18 protein-coding genes are annotated in these 17,767 nt (G+C 61.3%); 11 read left to right on the top strand and 7 right to left on the bottom strand.

The genetic code is table 11. From position 1 onward, the window contains the following. Window positions 1–80: 80 nt before the first annotated feature. On the top strand, window positions 81–1,055 hold the full coding sequence (denD, locus tag PQR62_RS11675) for a D-erythronate dehydrogenase (RefSeq protein WP_408158027.1): 975 nt from the start codon (window positions 81–83) through the stop codon (window positions 1,053–1,055). A gap of 143 nt (window positions 1,056–1,198) precedes the next feature. Here the strand turns inward: denD and PQR62_RS11670 are convergent, their stop codons facing one another. The 4 genes from PQR62_RS11670 to PQR62_RS11655 form a co-directional block, all read right to left on the bottom strand. Then, a complete protein-coding gene (locus PQR62_RS11670) occupies window positions 1,199–2,605 on the bottom strand; it encodes a DUF2130 domain-containing protein (RefSeq protein ID WP_408158025.1) in 1,407 nt (468 codons plus the stop codon). Between the two features lie 178 nt (window positions 2,606–2,783). Then, window positions 2,784–3,677: a 3-hydroxyisobutyrate dehydrogenase gene (gene mmsB, locus PQR62_RS11665; RefSeq protein WP_408158023.1), complete on the bottom strand. Its 894-nt coding sequence runs from the start codon at window positions 3,675–3,677 to the stop codon at window positions 2,784–2,786. 11 nt (window positions 3,678–3,688) lie between these two features. Beyond that, a complete protein-coding gene (locus PQR62_RS11660; RefSeq protein ID WP_408158021.1) occupies window positions 3,689–5,197 on the bottom strand; it encodes a CoA-acylating methylmalonate-semialdehyde dehydrogenase in 1,509 nt (502 codons plus the stop codon). Window positions 5,198–5,295: 98 nt separating this feature from the next. Then, window positions 5,296–6,531, bottom strand: coding sequence for an ABC transporter substrate-binding protein (locus tag PQR62_RS11655; protein ID WP_408158019.1), 1,236 nt, complete (start codon window positions 6,529–6,531; stop codon window positions 5,296–5,298). A 242-nt stretch (window positions 6,532–6,773) separates the two neighbouring features. Here PQR62_RS11655 and PQR62_RS11650 point away from each other — a divergent pair, with 242 nt between their 5' ends. From PQR62_RS11650 to PQR62_RS11625, 6 genes are all read left to right on the top strand, one after another. After that, window positions 6,774–7,691, top strand: a complete 918-nt coding sequence (locus PQR62_RS11650; protein ID WP_408158017.1) for a LysR family transcriptional regulator — start codon at window positions 6,774–6,776, stop codon at window positions 7,689–7,691. Window positions 7,692–7,785: 94 nt separating this feature from the next. Next, window positions 7,786–8,367 (top strand): DJ-1/PfpI family protein, encoded by a 582-nt coding sequence (locus PQR62_RS11645; RefSeq protein ID WP_408158536.1) that lies wholly within the window; start codon window positions 7,786–7,788, stop codon window positions 8,365–8,367. A 173-nt stretch (window positions 8,368–8,540) separates the two neighbouring features. Next, the gene (locus tag PQR62_RS11640; protein WP_408158015.1) at window positions 8,541–9,128 is read left to right on the top strand and encodes an RNA polymerase sigma factor; all 588 of its coding nucleotides are present in this window, start codon (window positions 8,541–8,543) and stop codon (window positions 9,126–9,128) included. Then, window positions 9,128–9,478: a hypothetical protein gene (locus tag PQR62_RS11635; RefSeq protein WP_408158013.1), complete on the top strand. Its 351-nt coding sequence runs from the start codon at window positions 9,128–9,130 to the stop codon at window positions 9,476–9,478. Before PQR62_RS11640 ends, PQR62_RS11635 begins: the two co-directional genes overlap by 1 nt. Before the next feature lie 2 nt (window positions 9,479–9,480). Beyond that, window positions 9,481–9,783: a 4Fe-4S binding protein gene (locus PQR62_RS11630; RefSeq protein WP_408158011.1), complete on the top strand. Its 303-nt coding sequence runs from the start codon at window positions 9,481–9,483 to the stop codon at window positions 9,781–9,783. Between the two features lie 74 nt (window positions 9,784–9,857). Continuing rightward, the gene (locus PQR62_RS11625) at window positions 9,858–10,718 is read left to right on the top strand and encodes an SDR family oxidoreductase (RefSeq protein WP_408158009.1); all 861 of its coding nucleotides are present in this window, start codon (window positions 9,858–9,860) and stop codon (window positions 10,716–10,718) included. A gap of 101 nt (window positions 10,719–10,819) precedes the next feature. Here the strand turns inward: PQR62_RS11625 and PQR62_RS11620 are convergent, their stop codons facing one another. Beyond that, the gene (locus PQR62_RS11620; RefSeq protein ID WP_408158007.1) at window positions 10,820–11,278 is read right to left on the bottom strand and encodes an Lrp/AsnC family transcriptional regulator; all 459 of its coding nucleotides are present in this window, start codon (window positions 11,276–11,278) and stop codon (window positions 10,820–10,822) included. A gap of 350 nt (window positions 11,279–11,628) precedes the next feature. Between PQR62_RS11620 and PQR62_RS11615 the strand changes: the two genes are divergently transcribed. Together PQR62_RS11615 and PQR62_RS11610 are read left to right on the top strand one after the other, a co-directional pair. After that, a complete protein-coding gene (locus PQR62_RS11615) occupies window positions 11,629–12,177 on the top strand; it encodes a PCC domain-containing protein (RefSeq protein ID WP_408158005.1) in 549 nt (182 codons plus the stop codon). Beyond that, window positions 12,170–12,610 (top strand): PPC domain-containing DNA-binding protein, encoded by a 441-nt coding sequence (locus PQR62_RS11610; protein WP_408158003.1) that lies wholly within the window; start codon window positions 12,170–12,172, stop codon window positions 12,608–12,610. The genes PQR62_RS11615 and PQR62_RS11610 overlap by 8 nt, the downstream gene beginning before the upstream one ends. Window positions 12,611–12,651: 41 nt before the next feature. Here the strand turns inward: PQR62_RS11610 and blaOXA are convergent, their stop codons facing one another. Both blaOXA and PQR62_RS11600 read right to left on the bottom strand, forming a co-directional pair. Beyond that, the gene (gene blaOXA, locus PQR62_RS11605; RefSeq protein WP_408158001.1) at window positions 12,652–13,473 is read right to left on the bottom strand and encodes a class D beta-lactamase; all 822 of its coding nucleotides are present in this window, start codon (window positions 13,471–13,473) and stop codon (window positions 12,652–12,654) included. A 123-nt stretch (window positions 13,474–13,596) separates the two neighbouring features. Continuing rightward, window positions 13,597–14,385 (bottom strand): enoyl-CoA hydratase-related protein, encoded by a 789-nt coding sequence (locus tag PQR62_RS11600; RefSeq protein WP_408157999.1) that lies wholly within the window; start codon window positions 14,383–14,385, stop codon window positions 13,597–13,599. A gap of 540 nt (window positions 14,386–14,925) precedes the next feature. Here PQR62_RS11600 and PQR62_RS11595 point away from each other — a divergent pair. After that, window positions 14,926–15,579 (top strand): hypothetical protein, encoded by a 654-nt coding sequence (locus tag PQR62_RS11595; RefSeq protein WP_408158535.1) that lies wholly within the window; start codon window positions 14,926–14,928, stop codon window positions 15,577–15,579. Window positions 15,580–15,630: 51 nt separating this feature from the next. Next, entirely contained in the window at window positions 15,631–17,742 is a 2,112-nt protein-coding gene (locus PQR62_RS11590) for a TonB-dependent siderophore receptor (protein WP_408157997.1), read from the top strand. Window positions 17,743–17,767: the final 25 nt, after the last annotated feature.

Raw genomic sequence — 17,767 nt, 5'->3', positions numbered from 1 at the left:
TCCCGAATCAGGATCAAAGCGGGATCAACTGAAATCCGGCAAAACAATCAGACAGACACACCAAGCAAAGAGGAGAAAACATGCATATCGTAATCACCGGCGGCGCCGGCTTTCTGGGCAGCCGTCTGGCGCGCCAACTGCTGCAACGCGGCCAGCTGACCGGCAAGGACGGCAAACTGCAAGACATCAAGCGCATCACCCTGCTCGACGTGGTGGCCGCGCAAGGTTTCGACGATCCGCGTATCGATGCCGTTACCGGCGACATCGCTGACGCTGCCGTTATCGAGCGCGTCATCACTGCCGAAACGCAATCCATCTTCCACCTGGCGGCCATCGTCAGCGGCCACGCCGAAGCGGATTTCGAACTGGGCATGAAGATCAACTTCGACGCCACCCGCATCATTCTGGAACGCGCGCGCGCGCTCGGCACCAAGCCGCGCGTGGTGTTCACCAGCTCGGTCGCGGTGTTCGGCGGCGAACTGCCGGCCGTGGTGCCGGACAACACCCTGCTGATGCCGCAAAGCTCCTACGGCGCGCAAAAAGTGATGGGCGAACTGCTGGTCAACGACTACAGCCGCAAGGGTTTCATCGACGGCCGCGCCCTGCGCATGCCGACCATTTCGGTACGCCCCGGCGCACCGAACAAGGCCGCTTCCAGCTTCGCCAGCGGCATCATCCGCGAACCGCTGAACGGCGTGGCGACGGTCTGCCCGGTCAGCCCGGAAACACGCATGTGGCTGATGTCGCCACGTCAGGCCATCGCCAATCTGATCCACGGCCACGAAATCAACGGCGCCGATCTGGGTCTGTCTCGCTTCCTGAGCATCGACGGCCTGTCGGTCAGCGTCAAGCAAATGGTCGACGCGCTGGAGCAAGTGGCCGGCGCTGAAGTGGTCAAGCTGATCGAATGGAAAGAAGACGAAGCGATCAAGCGCATCGTCAACTCCTGGCCGGGCGCCTTCGAAGCCAAACGCGCCAAGGCGCTGGGCTTCACCGCCGACGCCGATTTCGCCAGCATCGTGAAAGCGCACATCGAAGATGAAGTGAAGAAGTAAGCGCCGGCCCGATCCGGTGGACAAAAAAACGGCGCCTGCGGGCGCCGTTTTCGTTTTGCGCGAGCGACGTCGCTGCGAGCTTCGGGCCAGTTGCGCCTTCAGCGTATTGACGTAGTGAGGTATTGGCCTATGCGCCTATGCACCTATGCGCCTTCAGCATCGCCGCTCTTGAGCTCGTCGAATTTTCCCGCCATGGTCGGATTGCCCTTGGTCAGTTTCTTGATCGACACATCCTGCGCCTTGTCGTTGGCCAGCCGCAGATTGCGGTCGGTGCCGACCAGCGCTTCTCTGGTTTTCTGCAGATGGTCGATCGACTTGTCGATTTCGTCGATCGCCGTCTGGAAACGCCGTGACGCCAGATCATAGTTCTTGGCGAAGGCGCTCTTGAAGGTGTCGAGTTCGTTTTCGAAGTTGGTGATGTCGATGTTTTGCGCCTTCACCAGCGCCAGTTCCGACTTGTACTCCATCGACTTCATGCCGGCGTTGCGCAGCAGCGTGATGATGGGAATAAAGAATTGCGGACGCACCACATACATCTTCGGATAGCGATGCGACACGTCGATGATGCCGGTGTTGTATAGCTCGCTCTCAGGTTCCAGCAAAGACACCAGCACCGCATATTCACACTTCTTTTCGATGCGGTCCTTGTCCAGCTCCTTCAGGAAGTCTTCATTCTTTTTCTTGGTCGCCGTTTCGTCGCTCTCGTTTTTCATCTCGAACATGATGGAGACGATCTCGGTCCCCGCCTCATCCATGTCGCGGAAAACGTAATCGCCCTTGCTGCCGCTGCGGGCGTCGTTATCCTTCTCGAAATAGGCGCGCGGAAACGCCATCGCGCGGATGCGGTTGAACTCGGTCTCGCAATGCTGCTCCAGCGTTTCACCGACCATCTTGGTCGACAGGCGCGCCTTCAGGTCTTTCAGGCGTTCGATGGCATCGTCGCGGTCCTTGAGCTGGGTTTCGTACTTGTCCTTCATCGACTTTTCGGCCAGCTGCTTTTCCAGCGCCACCTGCGCCAAGCCGTGTTTCAGCTGATCGCGCTCTTTTTCCACCGTGCCCACGGCTTCGGTGATCGCCAGTTTCTGACTGAGCTTGCCCGCCTCCAGCTGCGTCTTCAACTCTTGAATCTGTGCGTCTTTGGAGGCTGCCGTTTTTTGCAGCTCATTGACCAGTTTGGCTTCGGCCAGTTGCGCCATCGTCTGCTTGTCCTGCTGCGACCGCTCCAGCTGGTTGAGCAGGCTATCCCGCTCTTTCGCCACGGAACCCAGCGCCTCACTGATCGCCAGTTGCTGCGCTACCGCTGCCGCCTCGATCTTTGCCTTGAGATCAGCAATTTCGGCATCCTTGACGGCCGTGGTCTTCTGCATTTCACCGGCGACTTTGGTCTGCGCCAGCTCGATGGCGTTGCGCTTGTCCTGCTCGGCCAGTTCGAGACGCTCATGCAGTTGCTGCTCGAACTCGCTGTCGCGCACCTGCTTGAGGATATTCGCGTAGCCCGCCTCGTCGATCTTGAATGCCTTGCCGCAATGCGGGCAGATGATTTCGTTCATGAATCTTCCTTCAACCTGAATAGGCTCTAGGCTACCTCATTTCATCAACGACTCATCCACAATGACGCTGCGCACCTCGCCCGGCGTCAGCCGCGGCCCTCCTGACTCCCATAAAAAACGCGGCCGAAGCCGCGCAAGAATTACATCTCCGGAGATCAGAGCAACTGCATCACAAAACCTATTTGGCTTTACCCAGCAGGCTGTAGATGCTGGAAAAATCCAGCTTGCCCGCGCCGTTCTTGCTGTGGATGTCGTACAGGTTGCGCGCGGCTGCGCCGAGCGGAATCGCGCTGCCGGTGGCCAGCGCGCTTTCGACCGCCAGCCCCAGATCCTTGAGCATCAGATCGACGCCGAAACCGCCGGCGTAGTCTTTCGATGCAGGCACGTTCTCCATCACGCCGGGACATGGGTTGTAGACCTCCAGCGTCCAGTTGCGGCCGGAGCTCTTGGACATGACTTCGGACAGCACCCTGGGATCCATGCCGTTGGCCACACCCAGCCGGATCGCCTCCGAGGTGCCTATCATCAGGATCCCCAGCAGCATGTTGTTGCAGACCTTGACAGTCTGGCCGCTGCCGCTGTCGCCGGCGTGATAGATGGCCTTCCCCATTTTTTCCAGATACGGCAGGGCTTTGGCAAAGGCGTCCTGGCTGCCGCCGACCATGAAGGTCAGCGTGCCGGCCGTGGCGCCGTTGGTGCCGCCGGAGACCGGCGCATCCAGCATGTCGAAGCCTTTTTCCCTGGCCAGCGCCGCCACCTTGCGCGCGCTTTCCGGCGCGATGGTGGAGCAGTCGATCAGCGCCGTGCCCGGCCGCGCGCGCGCCAGAATGCCCGCGTCGCCGAGATACAGCGACTCGACGTGCTTGCTGGCCGGCAGCATGGTGATCACGATGTCGGCCTCGGCCACCGCCGCCATGGAATCGGCCTGTGTCTTGCCGCCGCTTTCGACCAGCTTATCGACGCTGGTGCGCACCAGGTCATGACCGCTGACGGAAAATCCGGCCTTCACCAGATTCTGCGCCATCGGCAAACCCATATTGCCCAGTCCGATGAATACGATATTGGCGCTCATGCGGCCTCCTGTTATTTCAGCGAGATGGTGGTGTTGACCTGACCGGCTTCTTCATCCGGCGCATACCAGCGTGCGGTCACAGTCTTGGTCTGAGTCCAGAACAGCACGGCCTGCTTGCCGTTGGGGCCCAGATCGCCGAGCTTGGAGGCGCGCGAACCGGTGAAGCTGAAATACGCGACCGGCACCGGAATCGGCACGTTGATACCGACCTGGCCGACATCGATTTCGTTCTGGAACTTGCGTGCGGCCCAGCCGGACGAGGTGAAGATCGAAGTGCCGTTGCCGTTCGGATTGGCGTTGATGAAGGCGATCGCATCGTCCAGCGTTTCGACTTCGACGATGCACATCGCCGGGCCGAATATTTCCTGTTCGTAGATATCCATGCCGGCCTTGACGCCGGTGAACACGGTCGGCCCGACAAAGTTGCCATCCTCAAAGCCGCTGACCTTGCAGTTGCGGCCGTCCAGCAGCAGCGTGGCGCCCTGCTCCACGCCGACGCCGATCAGGCGCTCCACGCGCTGCTTGGCGGCCTTGGACACCAGCGGACCGACATCCGCCTTGCGATCGCTGCCCGGGCCGACTTTCATGGCCTTGGAGCGCTCGACGATTTCGGGAATCCATTCCTTGGTCTGGCCGACCAGCACCACCACCGAGTTCGCCATGCAACGCTGACCGGCGGCGCCGAAAGCGGCGCCCAGCAGGTTGTTGATGGCCTGATCCTTGGGCGCGTCGGGCAGCACGATGCAGTGGTTCTTGGCGCCCATCATCGATTGCGCGCGCTTGCCGGCTTCGCTGGCGCGGCGATAGATGTGGGTGCCGACGTTGGTCGAACCGATGAAGGATACCGCCTTGATATCGGGGTGATCGCAGATCATGTTGGCGACGTCGGGGCCGCCGTGCACCACGTTCAGCACGCCAGGCGGCAGGCCGGCCTGATTGGCCAGCTCCACCAGGAACAGCGAGGAAGAAGGATCCTGCTCCGAAGGCTTGAGCACGAAAGTATTGCCGCAAGCGACCGAGATCGGAAACATGAAGCAAGGCAGCATCACCGGGAAATTGAAGGCGGTGATGCCGGCGCCCACGCCCAGCGGCTGGGTCAGCGTGTAGACATCGACGCCGCCGGCGACGTTTTCGGCCAGCTCGCCCAGTTGCAGCGATGTGATCGAGCAGGCGTGCTCCACCACTTCCAGCCCGCGCATGACTTCGCCTTCGGCATCCGGCAGGGTCTTGCCGTGTTCCCGCGTGATCATCTCGGCCAGCGGCGCGATATTGTCGCGCAGCAGTTGCTGAAATTTGAGCATGATGCGCATGCGCTGCGCCAGCGAGGTGGTGCGCCAGGTCTTGAAGGTCTCCTTGGCGTTGGCGACGGCGCGGTCGACTTCTTCCCTGGTGGCGAAAGGCACGCGCGCGACCACTTCCTGCGTCGCCGGATTGATCACGTCGCGCCATTCCTTGGACGTCGATTGCACTTTCTCGCCGTTGAGGTAAAGGGGAACGTTGGGGATGTTGGACTGGCTCATGATGATTTTTCCATAGTGATGAAGAAGGAACCGGGACGGCCGCAGATCGTGTTCAGAAGCGCGGCATCCCGGCAGTAAATGATTTCCCTTGTGCCGCCTTACTTGACCAGCGGGCAAGCTGCGTCCATCGGGCGGAAGGCTTGCTGCGCCGGAATCACCGACAGCAGTTTCAGGTAATCCCAGGGGCCCTTGGATTCAGCCGGCGCCTTCACCTGGTACAGATACATGTCGTGAATCACGCGACCATCGGGACGGATGGAGGCATTGCGCATGACGAAGTCGTTGATCGGAATCTCGCGCATCTTTTGCGAGACCACTTTCCAGTCCGAGGTCTTGGCGGCGGCGCGCGCCTTCAGGAAGTGATACACACTGGAATACACACCGGCCTGCACCATGGTCGGCTTGATGTTCTTGAACTGCGCTTCGAAACGCTTGGAGAAGCTGCGCGTCTGGTCGTCGTAATCCCAGTAGAAACCATCGGTGTAGACCAGCCCTTGCGCCGCCTCCAGACCCAGCGCGTGGACGTCCGACAGGAACACCAGCAGCGCCACCAGACGCTGATTCTTGTCGCCCACCGAGAACGAGCGCGCCTGCTTGATGGCGTTGACGACGTCGGTGCCGCCGTCAGCCAGGCCGATCACCTGCGCCTTGGAGGCCTGCGCCTGCAGCAGGAAGGAGGAGAAATCGGAGGCATTCAGCGGATGCCGCACCGAACCCACTACCGTACCGCCGTTGGCCTTGACCACGTCGGAGGCATCCTTTTCCAGCGAGTGGCCGAAGGCGTAATCCACCGTGACGAAGTACCAGGATTTGTTACCCAGCTTGGTCAGCGCCGCTGCTGCGCCGGCCGCCTGCGAATAGGTATCGAACATCCAGTGGAAGCCGTTGGTGGTGCATTCGGCCGTGGTCAGCGCGCCGGTCGCCGGGCCGCTGTACATGGCGATGCCGCCCTTTTCCTTGATCAGCTTTTGCACCGCCAGCGCGACCGAGGAATTGGTCAGGTCGGCAATCGCCTCGACCTTGTCGCGGTCCAGCCATTCACGCGCGCGGGTGACGCCGACGTCCGGCTTGTTCTGATTGTCGGCCGAGACGATTTCGATCTTCATGCCCTTGCATTCAGCTTTGAGGCAGTCCTCCACCGCCAGCTTGGCGGCCACTACCGAACCGGGCCCGCCCATCGCAGAATACGGCCCCGACATGTCGGTCAGAATGCCTACCTTGACGGTGTCGGCATTCTGCGCCGATACCGTACCGCTGACGCCCAACAGGGAAAAAGTACAGGCAACTGCTGCCGCCAGAGCCCGCACTGCGGGGCTCACACCGTTTTTACGCATTTTGTCTCCTAATATTGTCGTTTTTGTCGGTTTGCCGCCCATCTCAGCCTGGCTGGCCGCGCGACTCTGAGTTCGCTGCTGGCAATGACGATGGGAAACAACCGCGACTTATTTTGCATGTGCGTTAATATCGTTACAATAACCAAAAATTCAAAAGGCTTTTGCATCCATGCAAATCGCGCCACAGGCTATGTGTAACCGGTGCGAGCCGACAAAGGCCGCCCCGCAATCAAGGAGACTTCATGCTGGACTGGGACAATCTGCGGATATTTCTGGAGCTGACACGCAGCCAGGGTCTGGTGGATGCGGCCAAGAAACTGGGCATCGACCATTCCACCGTATCGCGCCGCATCAAGCGCTTTGAGGAACAGGTCGGCAGCCAATTGTTCGACCGCAATAATCACGGCTACAAACTGACCGCCGACGGCTACCGGCTCGTGGAATATGCCGAACGCATCGAAAGCACGGTCTATGCGGCGGCGGAAGAACTGGGCGGCCACAACCGCATGCTGTCGGGCCAGGTGCGGCTGGGCGCCACCGAAGGTTTCGGCACCTTCGTGCTGGCGCCGCATATCGCGCATTTCTGCGCCCAGCATCCGCATATCTCGGTGGACATGCTGCCCATGCCGCGCTTCGTCAATCTGTCCAAGCACGAGGCCGACATCAGCGTCAGCATCGAGCGCCCGCTGTCGGGTAATTACGTGGTCACAAAACTGTCCGACTATGTCTTGAAGCTGTACGCCACGCGCGGCTATCTGGAGTCGCATGCGCCCATCAGCGCCGTAGCCGATCTGGAGCAGCACAACTTCATCGGCTATATCGACGATCTGGTGTTCAGCGAAGAGCTGCGCTACAAGGACAATTTCGCGCCGGAGTCCTTCCGCGCGTTTCGCAGCACCAGCGTGGTGGCGCAATACACCGCCGCGCGCAGCGGCAACGCGCTGGCGATCCTGCCCTGCTTTCTGGCCCAGCAGAGCGACGATCTGGTGCCGGTGCTGGAGCAGGAAATCGCCATCACGCGCTCGTTCTGGCTGGTGGCCGCCAGCGAACAGCGCCACGTGGCACGCGTCTCGGCGCTGTGGAGTTATCTGCGCGAATGCGTGGAAATGAACCGGGATTTTTTAATGGGCAATTCGCGTCAGATGCAGTGGCTTAAATAGAGAGCCATCGCAACTTCCCTCCGCCGGGCAGCCAGTCGCAGGACAGCCTTTGAACCAGCCCGGTTTCAATCCTCCATCCCTCAAGGAGAACATGATGGCAGCAAAGAAGATCCTGTTATTGACCGGCGACTTCGCCGAAGACTATGAAACCATGGTGCCGTTTCAGGCCCTGCAGATGGTGGGCCACACGGTGCACGCGGTCTGCCCCGGCAAGAAAGCCGGCGACAAGATAAAGACGGCGATCCACGACTTCGAAGGCGACCAGACCTACACCGAAAAACCGGGCCACCTGTTTGCACTCAACGCCAGCTTTGACGATGTCAGCGCCGGCAACTACGACGCGCTGGTGATCGCCGGCGGCCGCGCGCCCGAGTATCTGCGGCTCAATGAAAAGGTGATCGCACTGATACGCGAATTCTCCAAGAGCGACAAACCCATCGCCGCCGTCTGCCACGGTGCGCAATTGCTGGCGGCGGCCGGCGTGATCGAAGGCAAGAAGGTCTCGGCCTACCCGGCCTGCGCGCCGGAAGTCAAACTGGCAGGCGGGCAGTACGCCGATATCGCGGTGGATGCCGCCATCACCGACGGCAAGCTGGTGACTTCGCCGGCATGGCCCGGCCACCCGGCCTGGCTGGCGCAGTTCCTGCAAGTGCTGGGGACGAAGATCGAGCTCTGATCGCCCCTCATTGATCCTGATCTGCACATTGAAACGCACCCGCCCGGGTGCGTTTCTTATTGCGCGGCTGCCACGATGCAGGCGAAACAAGGCAGCCCGGTAGAATCTCGCCATCCGGCAAAATAAATTTATCGCCTCACACAATATCTCTGAAGATGATCCGTCTTCAGGGCATGCAGTCAACTTCCACCCACCCCGCAATGAGCGATCAGGACAGCGAGATCACCGCCACCGTCAAACGCGAGCGTTCGCGCCTGGGCGGCTTCATTCGCCGTCGGGTAGCCGATGCCGGCGAAGCGGAAGACATCCTGCAAGACGTGTTCCACGAGTTCGTGCAGGCCTACCGTTTGCCGGAACCCATCGAGCAGGTCAGCGCCTGGCTGTTCCGGGTGGCGCGCAACCGCATCATCGACCGCTTTCGCAAGAAGAGGGAAGAACCGCTGGCAGAACCCGGCGAGGTCGAGGATTTCGACTCCGCAGAAGGCGCCTGGCGGCTGGACCTGACACTGCCGGCCGACGATAGCGGCCCGGAAGCGGCCTACGCCCGCGCCGTGCTGCTCGAAACATTGCAGGATGCGCTCGACGAGTTGCCGGAGCCGCAGCGCGAGGTATTCATCGCGCACGAGCTCGACGGCATGAGTTTCAAGGAAATGGCAGCCGCCAGCGGCACCAGCCTCAACACCCTGCTGGCGCGCAAGCGCTATGCGGTCCTGCATCTGCGCCAGCGGCTGCAGGCTATTTACGACGAATTGGAGATGTAATGGATCAGATCGGACCCCGACGCCGCTTCAGGATGTACTGGCCGCTCAAGCTGTGCTTTGTGGTGCTGTGCGCCGGCGTATTGGGCGGCGCCGTGATGCTGCTCTGGAACTGGGTGGTGCCGCCCATCTTCCCGGGCGCCGCCGACATAGGTTTCTGGCGCGCGCTGGGCTTGCTGGTGTTATGCCGCATCCTGTTCGGCGGATTCCGCGGACGCGGTGACTGGCACGACAAAAAGCGCCGCATACGCGCCCGCTGGCAAGCCATGACGCCGGAAGAACGGGCGCGCGTCGAAACCCGCTTCTGCAGGTTCGGCCGCGGCCGTCCCCGTCAAAACGGCCAGGGCGAATGAGCATGGGCGCCCCATCCGTCAAGCAAGCGGCCAACTGCAAGCAGCCGCCCGGCGTCATCGTGCCGGTGGTCAACCTGAAGCGCTGCGAGGGCAAGGCCGACTGCGTGCCGGTCTGTCCCGAGAACGTGTTCGAAGTACGCCGCATCGATGAACAGGATTTCAAGGCGCTCGGTTTTCTGTCGCGCATGAAGCTGCGCGTACACGGCATGCAGGTCGCCTACACGCCCAACGCCGACGCCTGCCGCGCCTGCGGCCTGTGCGTCTCGGCCTGCCCGGAACATGCCATCACGCTGGCGCGGCGCTGATCCCGATATCGGGCCGCGCCACACTCCCGCAATCCTGCAATCCCGCCGTCGCCCTTCCCCATACAGGAGGAAACATGATGCATCCCCTTTCCAACGCCGCGCCGCGCAGACATGTCGTGGTGGCCGGCGCCAACAGCCCCACCGGACGCCTGCTGCTCCTGCTGCTGCGCGACTCCGGCATCCGCGTCACGGCACTGGTGCGGCGCCCGGCGCCGCTGGTGGCCGACGATGTGATCAGCGACTGGACCAACAACCCGCACAGCATCCGCGCCATCGCTGATGCCGATGCAGTGGTGCTGCTGACCGGCGTGTTCGGCGCCGGGTGCTGGGAGGATTATCGGGCCGGCATGGTGGATACCGCGCAACGCGTAGCGCTGGCGCTGGCCGAACGGCGCACGCGCGTGGTGTATTTCTCGTCGCTGCTGGCCGACGCCGCTTCGGACAACTGGTATCTCAAAGCCAAAGGCAAAGCCGAACAGTTGCTGATGCAACTGCCCGACAGCGTGATCTTCCGGCTCGGCCCGGTAGTACGCGGCAGCCCGCAGCCGCTGCCCTTCGAACAGGCGCTGCTGCAGCCGGCGCCCGCCGCGCCGGTCATGCTGTTCGGCGACCTGCAGCGCACCAGCCGGCCGATCAACCTGGGCGACGTCGCGACCATCGCCGAGGCCGCCGCGCTGGGCGCCGGCCAGCCCGGCATCCATGAGCTGGGCGGGCCGGATGAACATAGCCTGGAAGAGTTGGCGCAACTGGCCAATGGCGTGGCAGTGCCGGTCGAGCGCCTCGCCGGATCGCCATCCAGCCACACCGTGCGCGACCTGCTGGCACGCATCGCCGCTCCGCGCGACGCCGGTCTGCTGGCGGCGACGGCCCGCAGTTTCGGCCTGCGCCTGACGCCGCTGTCGCTGGCCTGGCCGCTGGATGCAGTGGAAGTCTGAACAGCAATCGGACCGGCATCAAAAAGCCGCATCCTTGAATGAATGCGGCTTTTTGTTTGGCATCGCATGATGGCGGCATGGCGGCATGCCGGCCCGCCCGCTTACAAAGGCGGCGCCGTCCGGTTCAGCACCGACTTCAGCGCGAAGCTCGATTTGATGTGCGCCACACCGGGTATGCGGGTGAGCGTGTCGGTCAGAAAACTCTGGAAAGTATTGAGATCCTTGACCACCACCCGCAGCAGATAATCAGCGTCGCCGGTCATCAGGAAGCAACTCATCACCTGCGGCACCTGGACGATGCGCTTTTCGAAATTGAGCAGCGCTTCCTGCTCCTGCTTGTCCATCGCCACCGACACAAACACCACCAGCTCGCCGGCCAGTCGCGCTTCGTCCAGCCGCGCAAAATACCCCTGGATGTAGCCGGCTTCTTCGAGCAGACGCACGCGACGCAAGGTCGGCGTCAATGACAGCCCGATCTTGTCGGCCAACTCCTTCCAGCCGATGCGGCCATCGCCGGCCAGGTGATTCAGTATCTTGATGTCGACTTTATCCAGCTTCATTCTGATTTCGCCTTTATTCGACCAATAAAAATTAATAAATTAGTCAAAACAACCCAATATTTAAATCGATTGTAATTTAATTTGGTTACAAATACTAAGTCGACAAATCTATACTGGCCGCATAACTAAAACGGAGACTGCGCTGTGATCCAGCCTGACCTGAACCATGGCGTCGCCCGCATCAGCGGCGCCGGCCGCAACCGCATCCGCCGGTTCGCCTTGCAGTCGCCGACGCGGCCATACCTCCGCGTCGGCGCTGCCCCCGTATATCAGCCGCGCACTGCAGCGGCGCCCCACCTTCCGATTTCCGATTTCCAGCCAGCCTCTCACGAACGCATAGGATCACCGCCATGAAAGCTTCCCTGCAGCCCGACCGTCCACGCCTGCTGATCCATCCCGGTCCGGCGCATCCGGTACGCATCGAAAGCCGGCAATCGCGACGCGGCCGCCATGTGCGACTGACGCTGGCCCCCGGCGCCAACATGTTCGACGCCATCATCCTGCCGCTGGCGGCCATCGGCATCGAGCATGCCTCGACCACCATCCTCGGCGGCGACTTCGAGCAGATCGAATATTGCGTGGCGCAGGTCGATCCATCCGGCCAGACGCGCGTCGGCTATGCCGAACCCTTGCGCGCCGGGCGTTCCTGCCTGATCTTCGGCAATGCCACCATCGGCAAGAATCAGCAAGGCGCACCCATCATCCACTGCCACGGCGCACTGCGTGCCGAAAACGGCGCGGTCAAGGGCGGCCACATCCTTACGCAGAATTCCATCGTCGGCGCACGGCCGATTTCGGTGCTGGTGACCGCCTTTACGGACATCCAGCTGCGCGTGGCCTACGACGCCGAAACCAACATTTCACTTATAAAACCGTATCAGGAGACGACAAATGAATGAAGCAGCCATGGTCGAAAGCGGCAACATGGGCCGCGTCGCCTATGCCCGTATCGCGCCCAATGAAGATCTGGTGCTGGGCGTGGAAAAACTCTGCCTGGCACACGGTTTCCGGCATGCCTTCGTGCGCGGCGCGCTGGGCAGTCTGGTGGATGCCTGCCTGGAAACGCAGGATGGCAAATACCTGCAGATCAAGGGCCCGGCCGCCGAGATCGTCAGTCTGGCCGGCGAAGTGCGCTCACAAGAAGACGGCACGGTGCGCGCCGCATTGACCGGCGTGGTCGCCGACCTCAGCGGCAATGTGTTCGGCGGACCGTTTGTGGCAGGCGCCAATCCGGTCTGCATGACCTTTGAAGTGACGCTGGAAGAATGGCTGCCGGCCAGCGAAACCTGCGCAGCAAGCGCGGGCGTGATTCCGTTTCCGGTCGCGAAGTAGTCACCGCCTGCGCCCCGGCACTTCAACGCGGCACACCGCATTCAATGCAAGGCCGCTGCGCCTATCCCCGGCAACTCTTTGAGGAAGGCGTCGCGCGCTCTGATGCCCGGCGATCCCTGCTCCAGCCGCTCGTCCTGCGTCAGGCGGACGAATACCACCGTTTTGTCGCCACGGCTCATCCAGCCGACGAACCAGCCGTAACCGCGTGCCCTGTCATTGCTGCCGTCGGGCAGTCTGGGGAAAGCAGCGCCGGTCTTGCCATGCAGCTCCCAGCCCTCCGCCAGCGGCGTCAGGGTGGTGATGCGATACGTCATGTCGAGCGCCTGCGCCGACACCGGCAACGTGCGCATGGCGAGCTTGCGCAAGAAGGCAATCTGCTCGGCCGGCGATATCTTCAGCGATGAACTGATCCATGCACGCTCCAGTCCATTGTCGAGACCGGGATCGCCGCTGAGGTCGGCATTGCCGAAACCGAAGGCCTGCGCATAACGCTGCAGCCGCTGCGCCCCCAGGGCATGCGTGATGCGCTGCGAATACCAGACCACCGAATATTTCATCCAGCGCGCCGGATCGGTATCCTGCGTCCAGTCCTGCCCGCCCCAGTCCGGATCGCCCGGGCGAAACGCCAGCGCCGGATGATGCTCATCCTTGAGAAAGCCTGAGTCGAAACCCATCAGGCTCAGCGCAATCTTGAACGTGGAAGCCGGCGTGACGCGTGTATTGCACTCCCCGCTCTGGGTGACGACTTTGCCGCTGGCGGCATCGACGGCGATCGTGCACAGGGTTCTGGCGCAGGCACCGGAAGTCAGGCCGGATAGTGTCAGCAGCACGGCTCCGAGCATGCGGGTGGAAGTCGATTTCATGGCGTCAAAAATGAAAATGAGGCGCACGATGCATCGGCGCCTCTTGGGGAGTTTGAGAATAAATGATCAGTGAAGAGATGAGAAACAGAGCCTCATGCGAACCGGATCATGCAAGAGGAAATCTTAGCCCGTCACCCAGACCGGCGCGGTCTTTTCAAGAAAGGCGCGCAAGCCTTCCTTGCCCTCATCCGAGGCGCGCAGATCGGCGATGACGCCGGCGGTGTATTCGCTCAGTTCGGGTGTGATCTGCAAGGGGTTGGCGACCTGCACCAGTTGCTTGGCGGCGCGCATGGCTTGCGGACCATTGGCGAGCAAGCCAGTGCATATCTGTTCGACCTTGGCGTCCAGTTCGGTCGCCAGCACCACTTCGTGCACCAGACCGACTGCCGCCGCACGAATCGCCGAGAAGCGCTCGCCCGACACGAAATAGCGGCGCGCCTGCGACACGCCCATCTTGGCGATGACGTAAGGACTGATGGCGGCCGGCGCCAGACCTAGCTTGACCTCCGACAAGGAAAAGAAAGCCGCGTCGGACGCGATGGCGATGTCGCAGCACGCCACCAGACCGACGCCGCCGCCCATCACCGCGCCCTGCACGCGCGCCACGGTCGGCGCCGGAAAACTGTTGAGCGTTTCCATCAGCAGCGCCAGATTGCGTGCATCGCGCAGATTGTCTTCGCGCGAGGCGTCGGCCATGCGCCGCATCCAGGCCAGATCGGCGCCGGCCGAAAATGATTTGCCGGTCGACGTCAGCAACAGCATGCGCGTCTGCGGCGTTGCCTGCGCCTGTTTGATCAGTGCGATCAGATGTGCGATCAACTGATCGTCGAAAGCGTTGTGAACATCGGGCCGGTTCAGCGTAATGACGGCAACACCGCGCGCGTCGATGTCCAGATAAGCGGCTTCACTCATGCGTTCTCCTTGAAGGTCGATTTGTAGTGGCGGAATGTGGCCGCAGCGTTCTGGCTACGGCCAAATGCATCACCGCCTTATCGTTGGAATTTTTGATTGGCAATGAGGATAGCGCAAATCGGCGCGGCGGGCAGATCGCATTGCCCCAGCTTCGTCATCCTCATCCCTGGCCAAAACTGGGTGAGCCCATGACGCCAATCTCCCGGGAGATTTTCTTCTCCCCTCCACTGCTACGACGCCCCTCTTCAGGATTTACATCTTTCTACGAAAAACCGGTTCCCTTTTTTGATTCTCGGTTGGCAATAGAGGTATTGGGCAGATTTTCCAGAGTGCGATCAGCTTCGTCCCTTTCTGGCTGAAATCAAATCAGTCGAAACCGGGGAGATGAGCAAGGGCCCGATTTAAAACCTGGCCCTATTCATTTTTCACTCAAATCATGCCGATTCTGATTCTCCGTTCTTCTTTTAAGGAAAAAACCTCATGAAAGCGCCCAGATTCCTCACATCTCTGCTGCTAGCCGCCCTGTTTCTGCTGGTCAGCATGCTTTCCGTCGAGACCCACGCCGCCGAGCCGGCCCCCAGGAAAGTGCTGCTGGTCGTGCGCATGGAAGGCAAGAGCCTGCCGGTGGATCAGAAGATTCAGCAGCACCTCGCCGCGCGCGGCTACATCGTCACCCTGCATAGCCAGTACGCCCCGGTTGAGGCGGCGCGCGACACCGACCTGGTCATCCTCTCCTCCACCGTTCGGTCGCGCGACCTGCTGGGCGCCTACCGCAACGTGACCGCGCCCATGCTCACCTGGGAGAGCGACCTGCTGGACGACCTGGGCATGACCGCCAAGCGCACCGATATCGATTTCGGCAAGGTCGAAAAGGAGCGCTATGTCTGGCTCGTCAATGCGCCTCATCCGCTGGCGGCAGGGCTGCCGGCCGGCGTGGCCAACGTCTACGAAAAGCCCGCCGCCATGAACTGGGGCAAGCCCGGCCTGGGCGCCTCCACCATTGCCACCGTGTACGGCCAGCCGGACAAGGCCGTCATCTTCGGCTACGAAAAAGGCGCCACGATGGACTATGAGTACCTGGCGCCTGCGCGCCGCGTCATGTTCTTCCTCGATAACGAAACCTTCACCAATCTTTCCGCTTCCGGACTCAAGCTGTTCGACGCGGCGGTTGATTGGGCGATGGGATCGCACTGATTACGCCATCTCGCCATTCCCTACCTTCGGTAACAACAACTGGATTTCGCCATGACCAAAAAATTATCCCGACGCAAGCAGCATGTGCTGCTGGGCATCTCACTGATGTCGACCGCAATGCCCATGTCTGCCTGGGCGCAAACCACCGATACGACAGAAGGACTGACTCCCATCCAGGTCGTCGGCGAGAAGAAACAGGACAACGAGAAAGACTACACGGCCAAAAGCGCCCCGGGCGTGCTGCGCTCGGATGCCCCTTTATTCGAGACCGCGCAATCGGTCACCGTCATCACAGGTAAGCAGATTGAGGAAAGACAGGCAAAGACGGTCGCGGAAGCCCTTGATGGCGTCGCCGGCGTCACCGCCGGCGCCTATGGCCGGCGCGGCTGGGATGACTTCATGATCCGCGGCCAGATTTCCTCGGCGCAGACCTATGTCGATGGCCTGCGCACGCAGAATTCCACCAATGTCCTGCGCGCGGAAGACATTTTCGGCCTGAGTTCGATTGAGGTCGTCAAGGGCCCGACATCCGTCGGCTTCGGCATGGCACTGCCCGGCGGCCTGGTCAACCTGACCACGAAACGCCCGCAGGCGGACACCTTCTTCAACGCCGGTCTGAGCTACGGCAGCTATGCGCAAAAAGATGCCACCGTCGATCTGAACATCGCCCCCAACAAAGGCAGCAGCAAAGGCGCATTTCGCCTGGTGGCCCACGTCTCGGACCAGAACGACCCCACCGACCATGTGTACTTCAAGAGCCAGTACGTGGCGGGCTCATACAACTTCGACCTGAACGCCGGCAATGAGCTCTCCATCATTGCCAGCTACCAGCATCGCGAATACATCCGCAATCAGGGCGTGCCGCTGAACTGGTCGGAAAAATACGGACGCGGCATCTTCGTCGGCGAGCCGGACCGGCCTTACAAGGTGGACGTCTACCGCGTCGGCAGCAATTACACCCACTACTTCGACAATGGCTGGACCTTCAAGCAGAACTTCGTGGTCAGCAAGGGCAGCAGCTGGACCAATTCGGTCTTCGCGACAGGCGCGGCCAGGTTCCCGCTGGTGGCGCGCCAGATCAACAACCAGGACAAGAACGATGTGAATATCGCGATGGACAATTACCTCCAGCGCAGCTTCGATCTCGGCCGGGTCAAGTACGACATCGTGACCGGTCTCGACACGATGCGCGAGCGCAGCGACTACTACCAGCGCGTCGATACCATCAATGCCTTCAATGCGGATACGCAGGTCTACGGCGTCACCTCCATCCGCCCGGGAACGGCATCGCGCGACGTCACCACCACGCAAGACGTAGGCCTGTACCTGCGCAATACCATCAAGATCGACAATCGCTGGATCATCGGCCTGAACGGCCGCCATGACTGGACGCGGGTGAACGTGCAACATCTGCTGGGCGGCGCTCCGGCGACCAATACCGACACGGCATTTACCGGCAGCGCCTCGCTGATGTATCGCATCAATGACTCCTTCGCGCCGTATGTCAGCTATTCGACCTCGTTCATGCCTGGCACCGACCTGGGCGCCAACGGCACCTTGCTGAAGCCGGAGACCGGCAAGCAAACCGAAGCCGGTCTGAAGTTCCAGGGCTTCGACCAGCGCCTGCAAGGCTATTTTGCCGTCTATGACCTGCGCCGCCAGAACGTGACCGAAGCCGACGCCACCCTGGGCTATTCCGTACAGACCGGCGAGCAGGTCACCAAGGGCTTCGAAGCAGAGGCCACGGCCTCGCTGACAAGACAGTGGAATGTATCGGCGTCCTACAGCTACATCCCCTACGCCAAGACCACCCAGAGCCTGACTACCAGCGATATCGGCAAGCGCATCAATCTGGTGCCGAGAAACTCTGTCGGCCTGTTCACCCAGTACTACTTCAATCCCAACAAGATGGGCTGGAACGTCGGCGCAGGTTCACGCTTCCAGAGCGCCCGTACCTCGCAGCGCGGCACCAGCTACGTCGCTCTTGCATCGCATAACGTGTTTGATGTAAATACCGGCTTCGAAGCGGATTCCTGGGGCCTGAACTTCAGCATCAAGAACCTGTTCGACAAGGAGTACATCCAGGGCACCACGCCGGCGGCGACACTGATCACCTTCGGCAGCCCACGGACCTTCCTGCTGACCGCGAAGTTCAAGTACTGACAGGACTTAGCCTGGGACGGGGGTT

The organism is Herbaspirillum lusitanum, from assembly GCF_046025995.1.
Classification (GTDB): domain Bacteria; phylum Pseudomonadota; class Gammaproteobacteria; order Burkholderiales; family Burkholderiaceae_D; genus Herbaspirillum; species Herbaspirillum lusitanum_A.
Note: the sequence above shows the minus strand (reverse complement) of the source record. Positions and strands in the feature narration are given on the sequence as shown.

Bases quoted from the DNA above. Each gene is read 5' to 3' on its own strand.
- denD (WP_408158027.1), top strand. From the start codon at position 81: ATGCATATCGTAATCACCGGCGGCGCCGGCTTTCTGGGCAGCCGTCTG.
- PQR62_RS11670 (WP_408158025.1), bottom strand. From the start codon at position 2,605: ATGAACGAAATCATCTGCCCGCATTGCGGCAAGGCATTCAAGATCGAC.
- mmsB (WP_408158023.1), bottom strand. From the start codon at position 3,677: ATGAGCGCCAATATCGTATTCATCGGACTGGGCAATATGGGTTTGCCG.
- PQR62_RS11660 (WP_408158021.1), bottom strand. From the start codon at position 5,197: ATGAGCCAGTCCAACATCCCCAACGTTCCCCTTTACCTCAACGGCGAG.
- PQR62_RS11655 (WP_408158019.1), bottom strand. From the start codon at position 6,531: ATGCGTAAAAACGGTGTGAGCCCCGCAGTGCGGGCTCTGGCGGCAGCA.
- PQR62_RS11650 (WP_408158017.1), top strand. From the start codon at position 6,774: ATGCTGGACTGGGACAATCTGCGGATATTTCTGGAGCTGACACGCAGC.
- PQR62_RS11645 (WP_408158536.1), top strand. From the start codon at position 7,786: ATGGCAGCAAAGAAGATCCTGTTATTGACCGGCGACTTCGCCGAAGAC.
- PQR62_RS11640 (WP_408158015.1), top strand. From the start codon at position 8,541: ATGCAGTCAACTTCCACCCACCCCGCAATGAGCGATCAGGACAGCGAG.
- PQR62_RS11635 (WP_408158013.1), top strand. From the start codon at position 9,128: ATGGATCAGATCGGACCCCGACGCCGCTTCAGGATGTACTGGCCGCTC.
- PQR62_RS11630 (WP_408158011.1), top strand. From the start codon at position 9,481: ATGGGCGCCCCATCCGTCAAGCAAGCGGCCAACTGCAAGCAGCCGCCC.
- PQR62_RS11625 (WP_408158009.1), top strand. From the start codon at position 9,858: ATGATGCATCCCCTTTCCAACGCCGCGCCGCGCAGACATGTCGTGGTG.
- PQR62_RS11620 (WP_408158007.1), bottom strand. From the start codon at position 11,278: ATGAAGCTGGATAAAGTCGACATCAAGATACTGAATCACCTGGCCGGC.
- PQR62_RS11615 (WP_408158005.1), top strand. From the start codon at position 11,629: ATGAAAGCTTCCCTGCAGCCCGACCGTCCACGCCTGCTGATCCATCCC.
- PQR62_RS11610 (WP_408158003.1), top strand. From the start codon at position 12,170: ATGAATGAAGCAGCCATGGTCGAAAGCGGCAACATGGGCCGCGTCGCC.
- blaOXA (WP_408158001.1), bottom strand. From the start codon at position 13,473: ATGAAATCGACTTCCACCCGCATGCTCGGAGCCGTGCTGCTGACACTA.
- PQR62_RS11600 (WP_408157999.1), bottom strand. From the start codon at position 14,385: ATGAGTGAAGCCGCTTATCTGGACATCGACGCGCGCGGTGTTGCCGTC.
- PQR62_RS11595 (WP_408158535.1), top strand. From the start codon at position 14,926: ATGCTTTCCGTCGAGACCCACGCCGCCGAGCCGGCCCCCAGGAAAGTG.
- PQR62_RS11590 (WP_408157997.1), top strand. From the start codon at position 15,631: ATGACCAAAAAATTATCCCGACGCAAGCAGCATGTGCTGCTGGGCATC.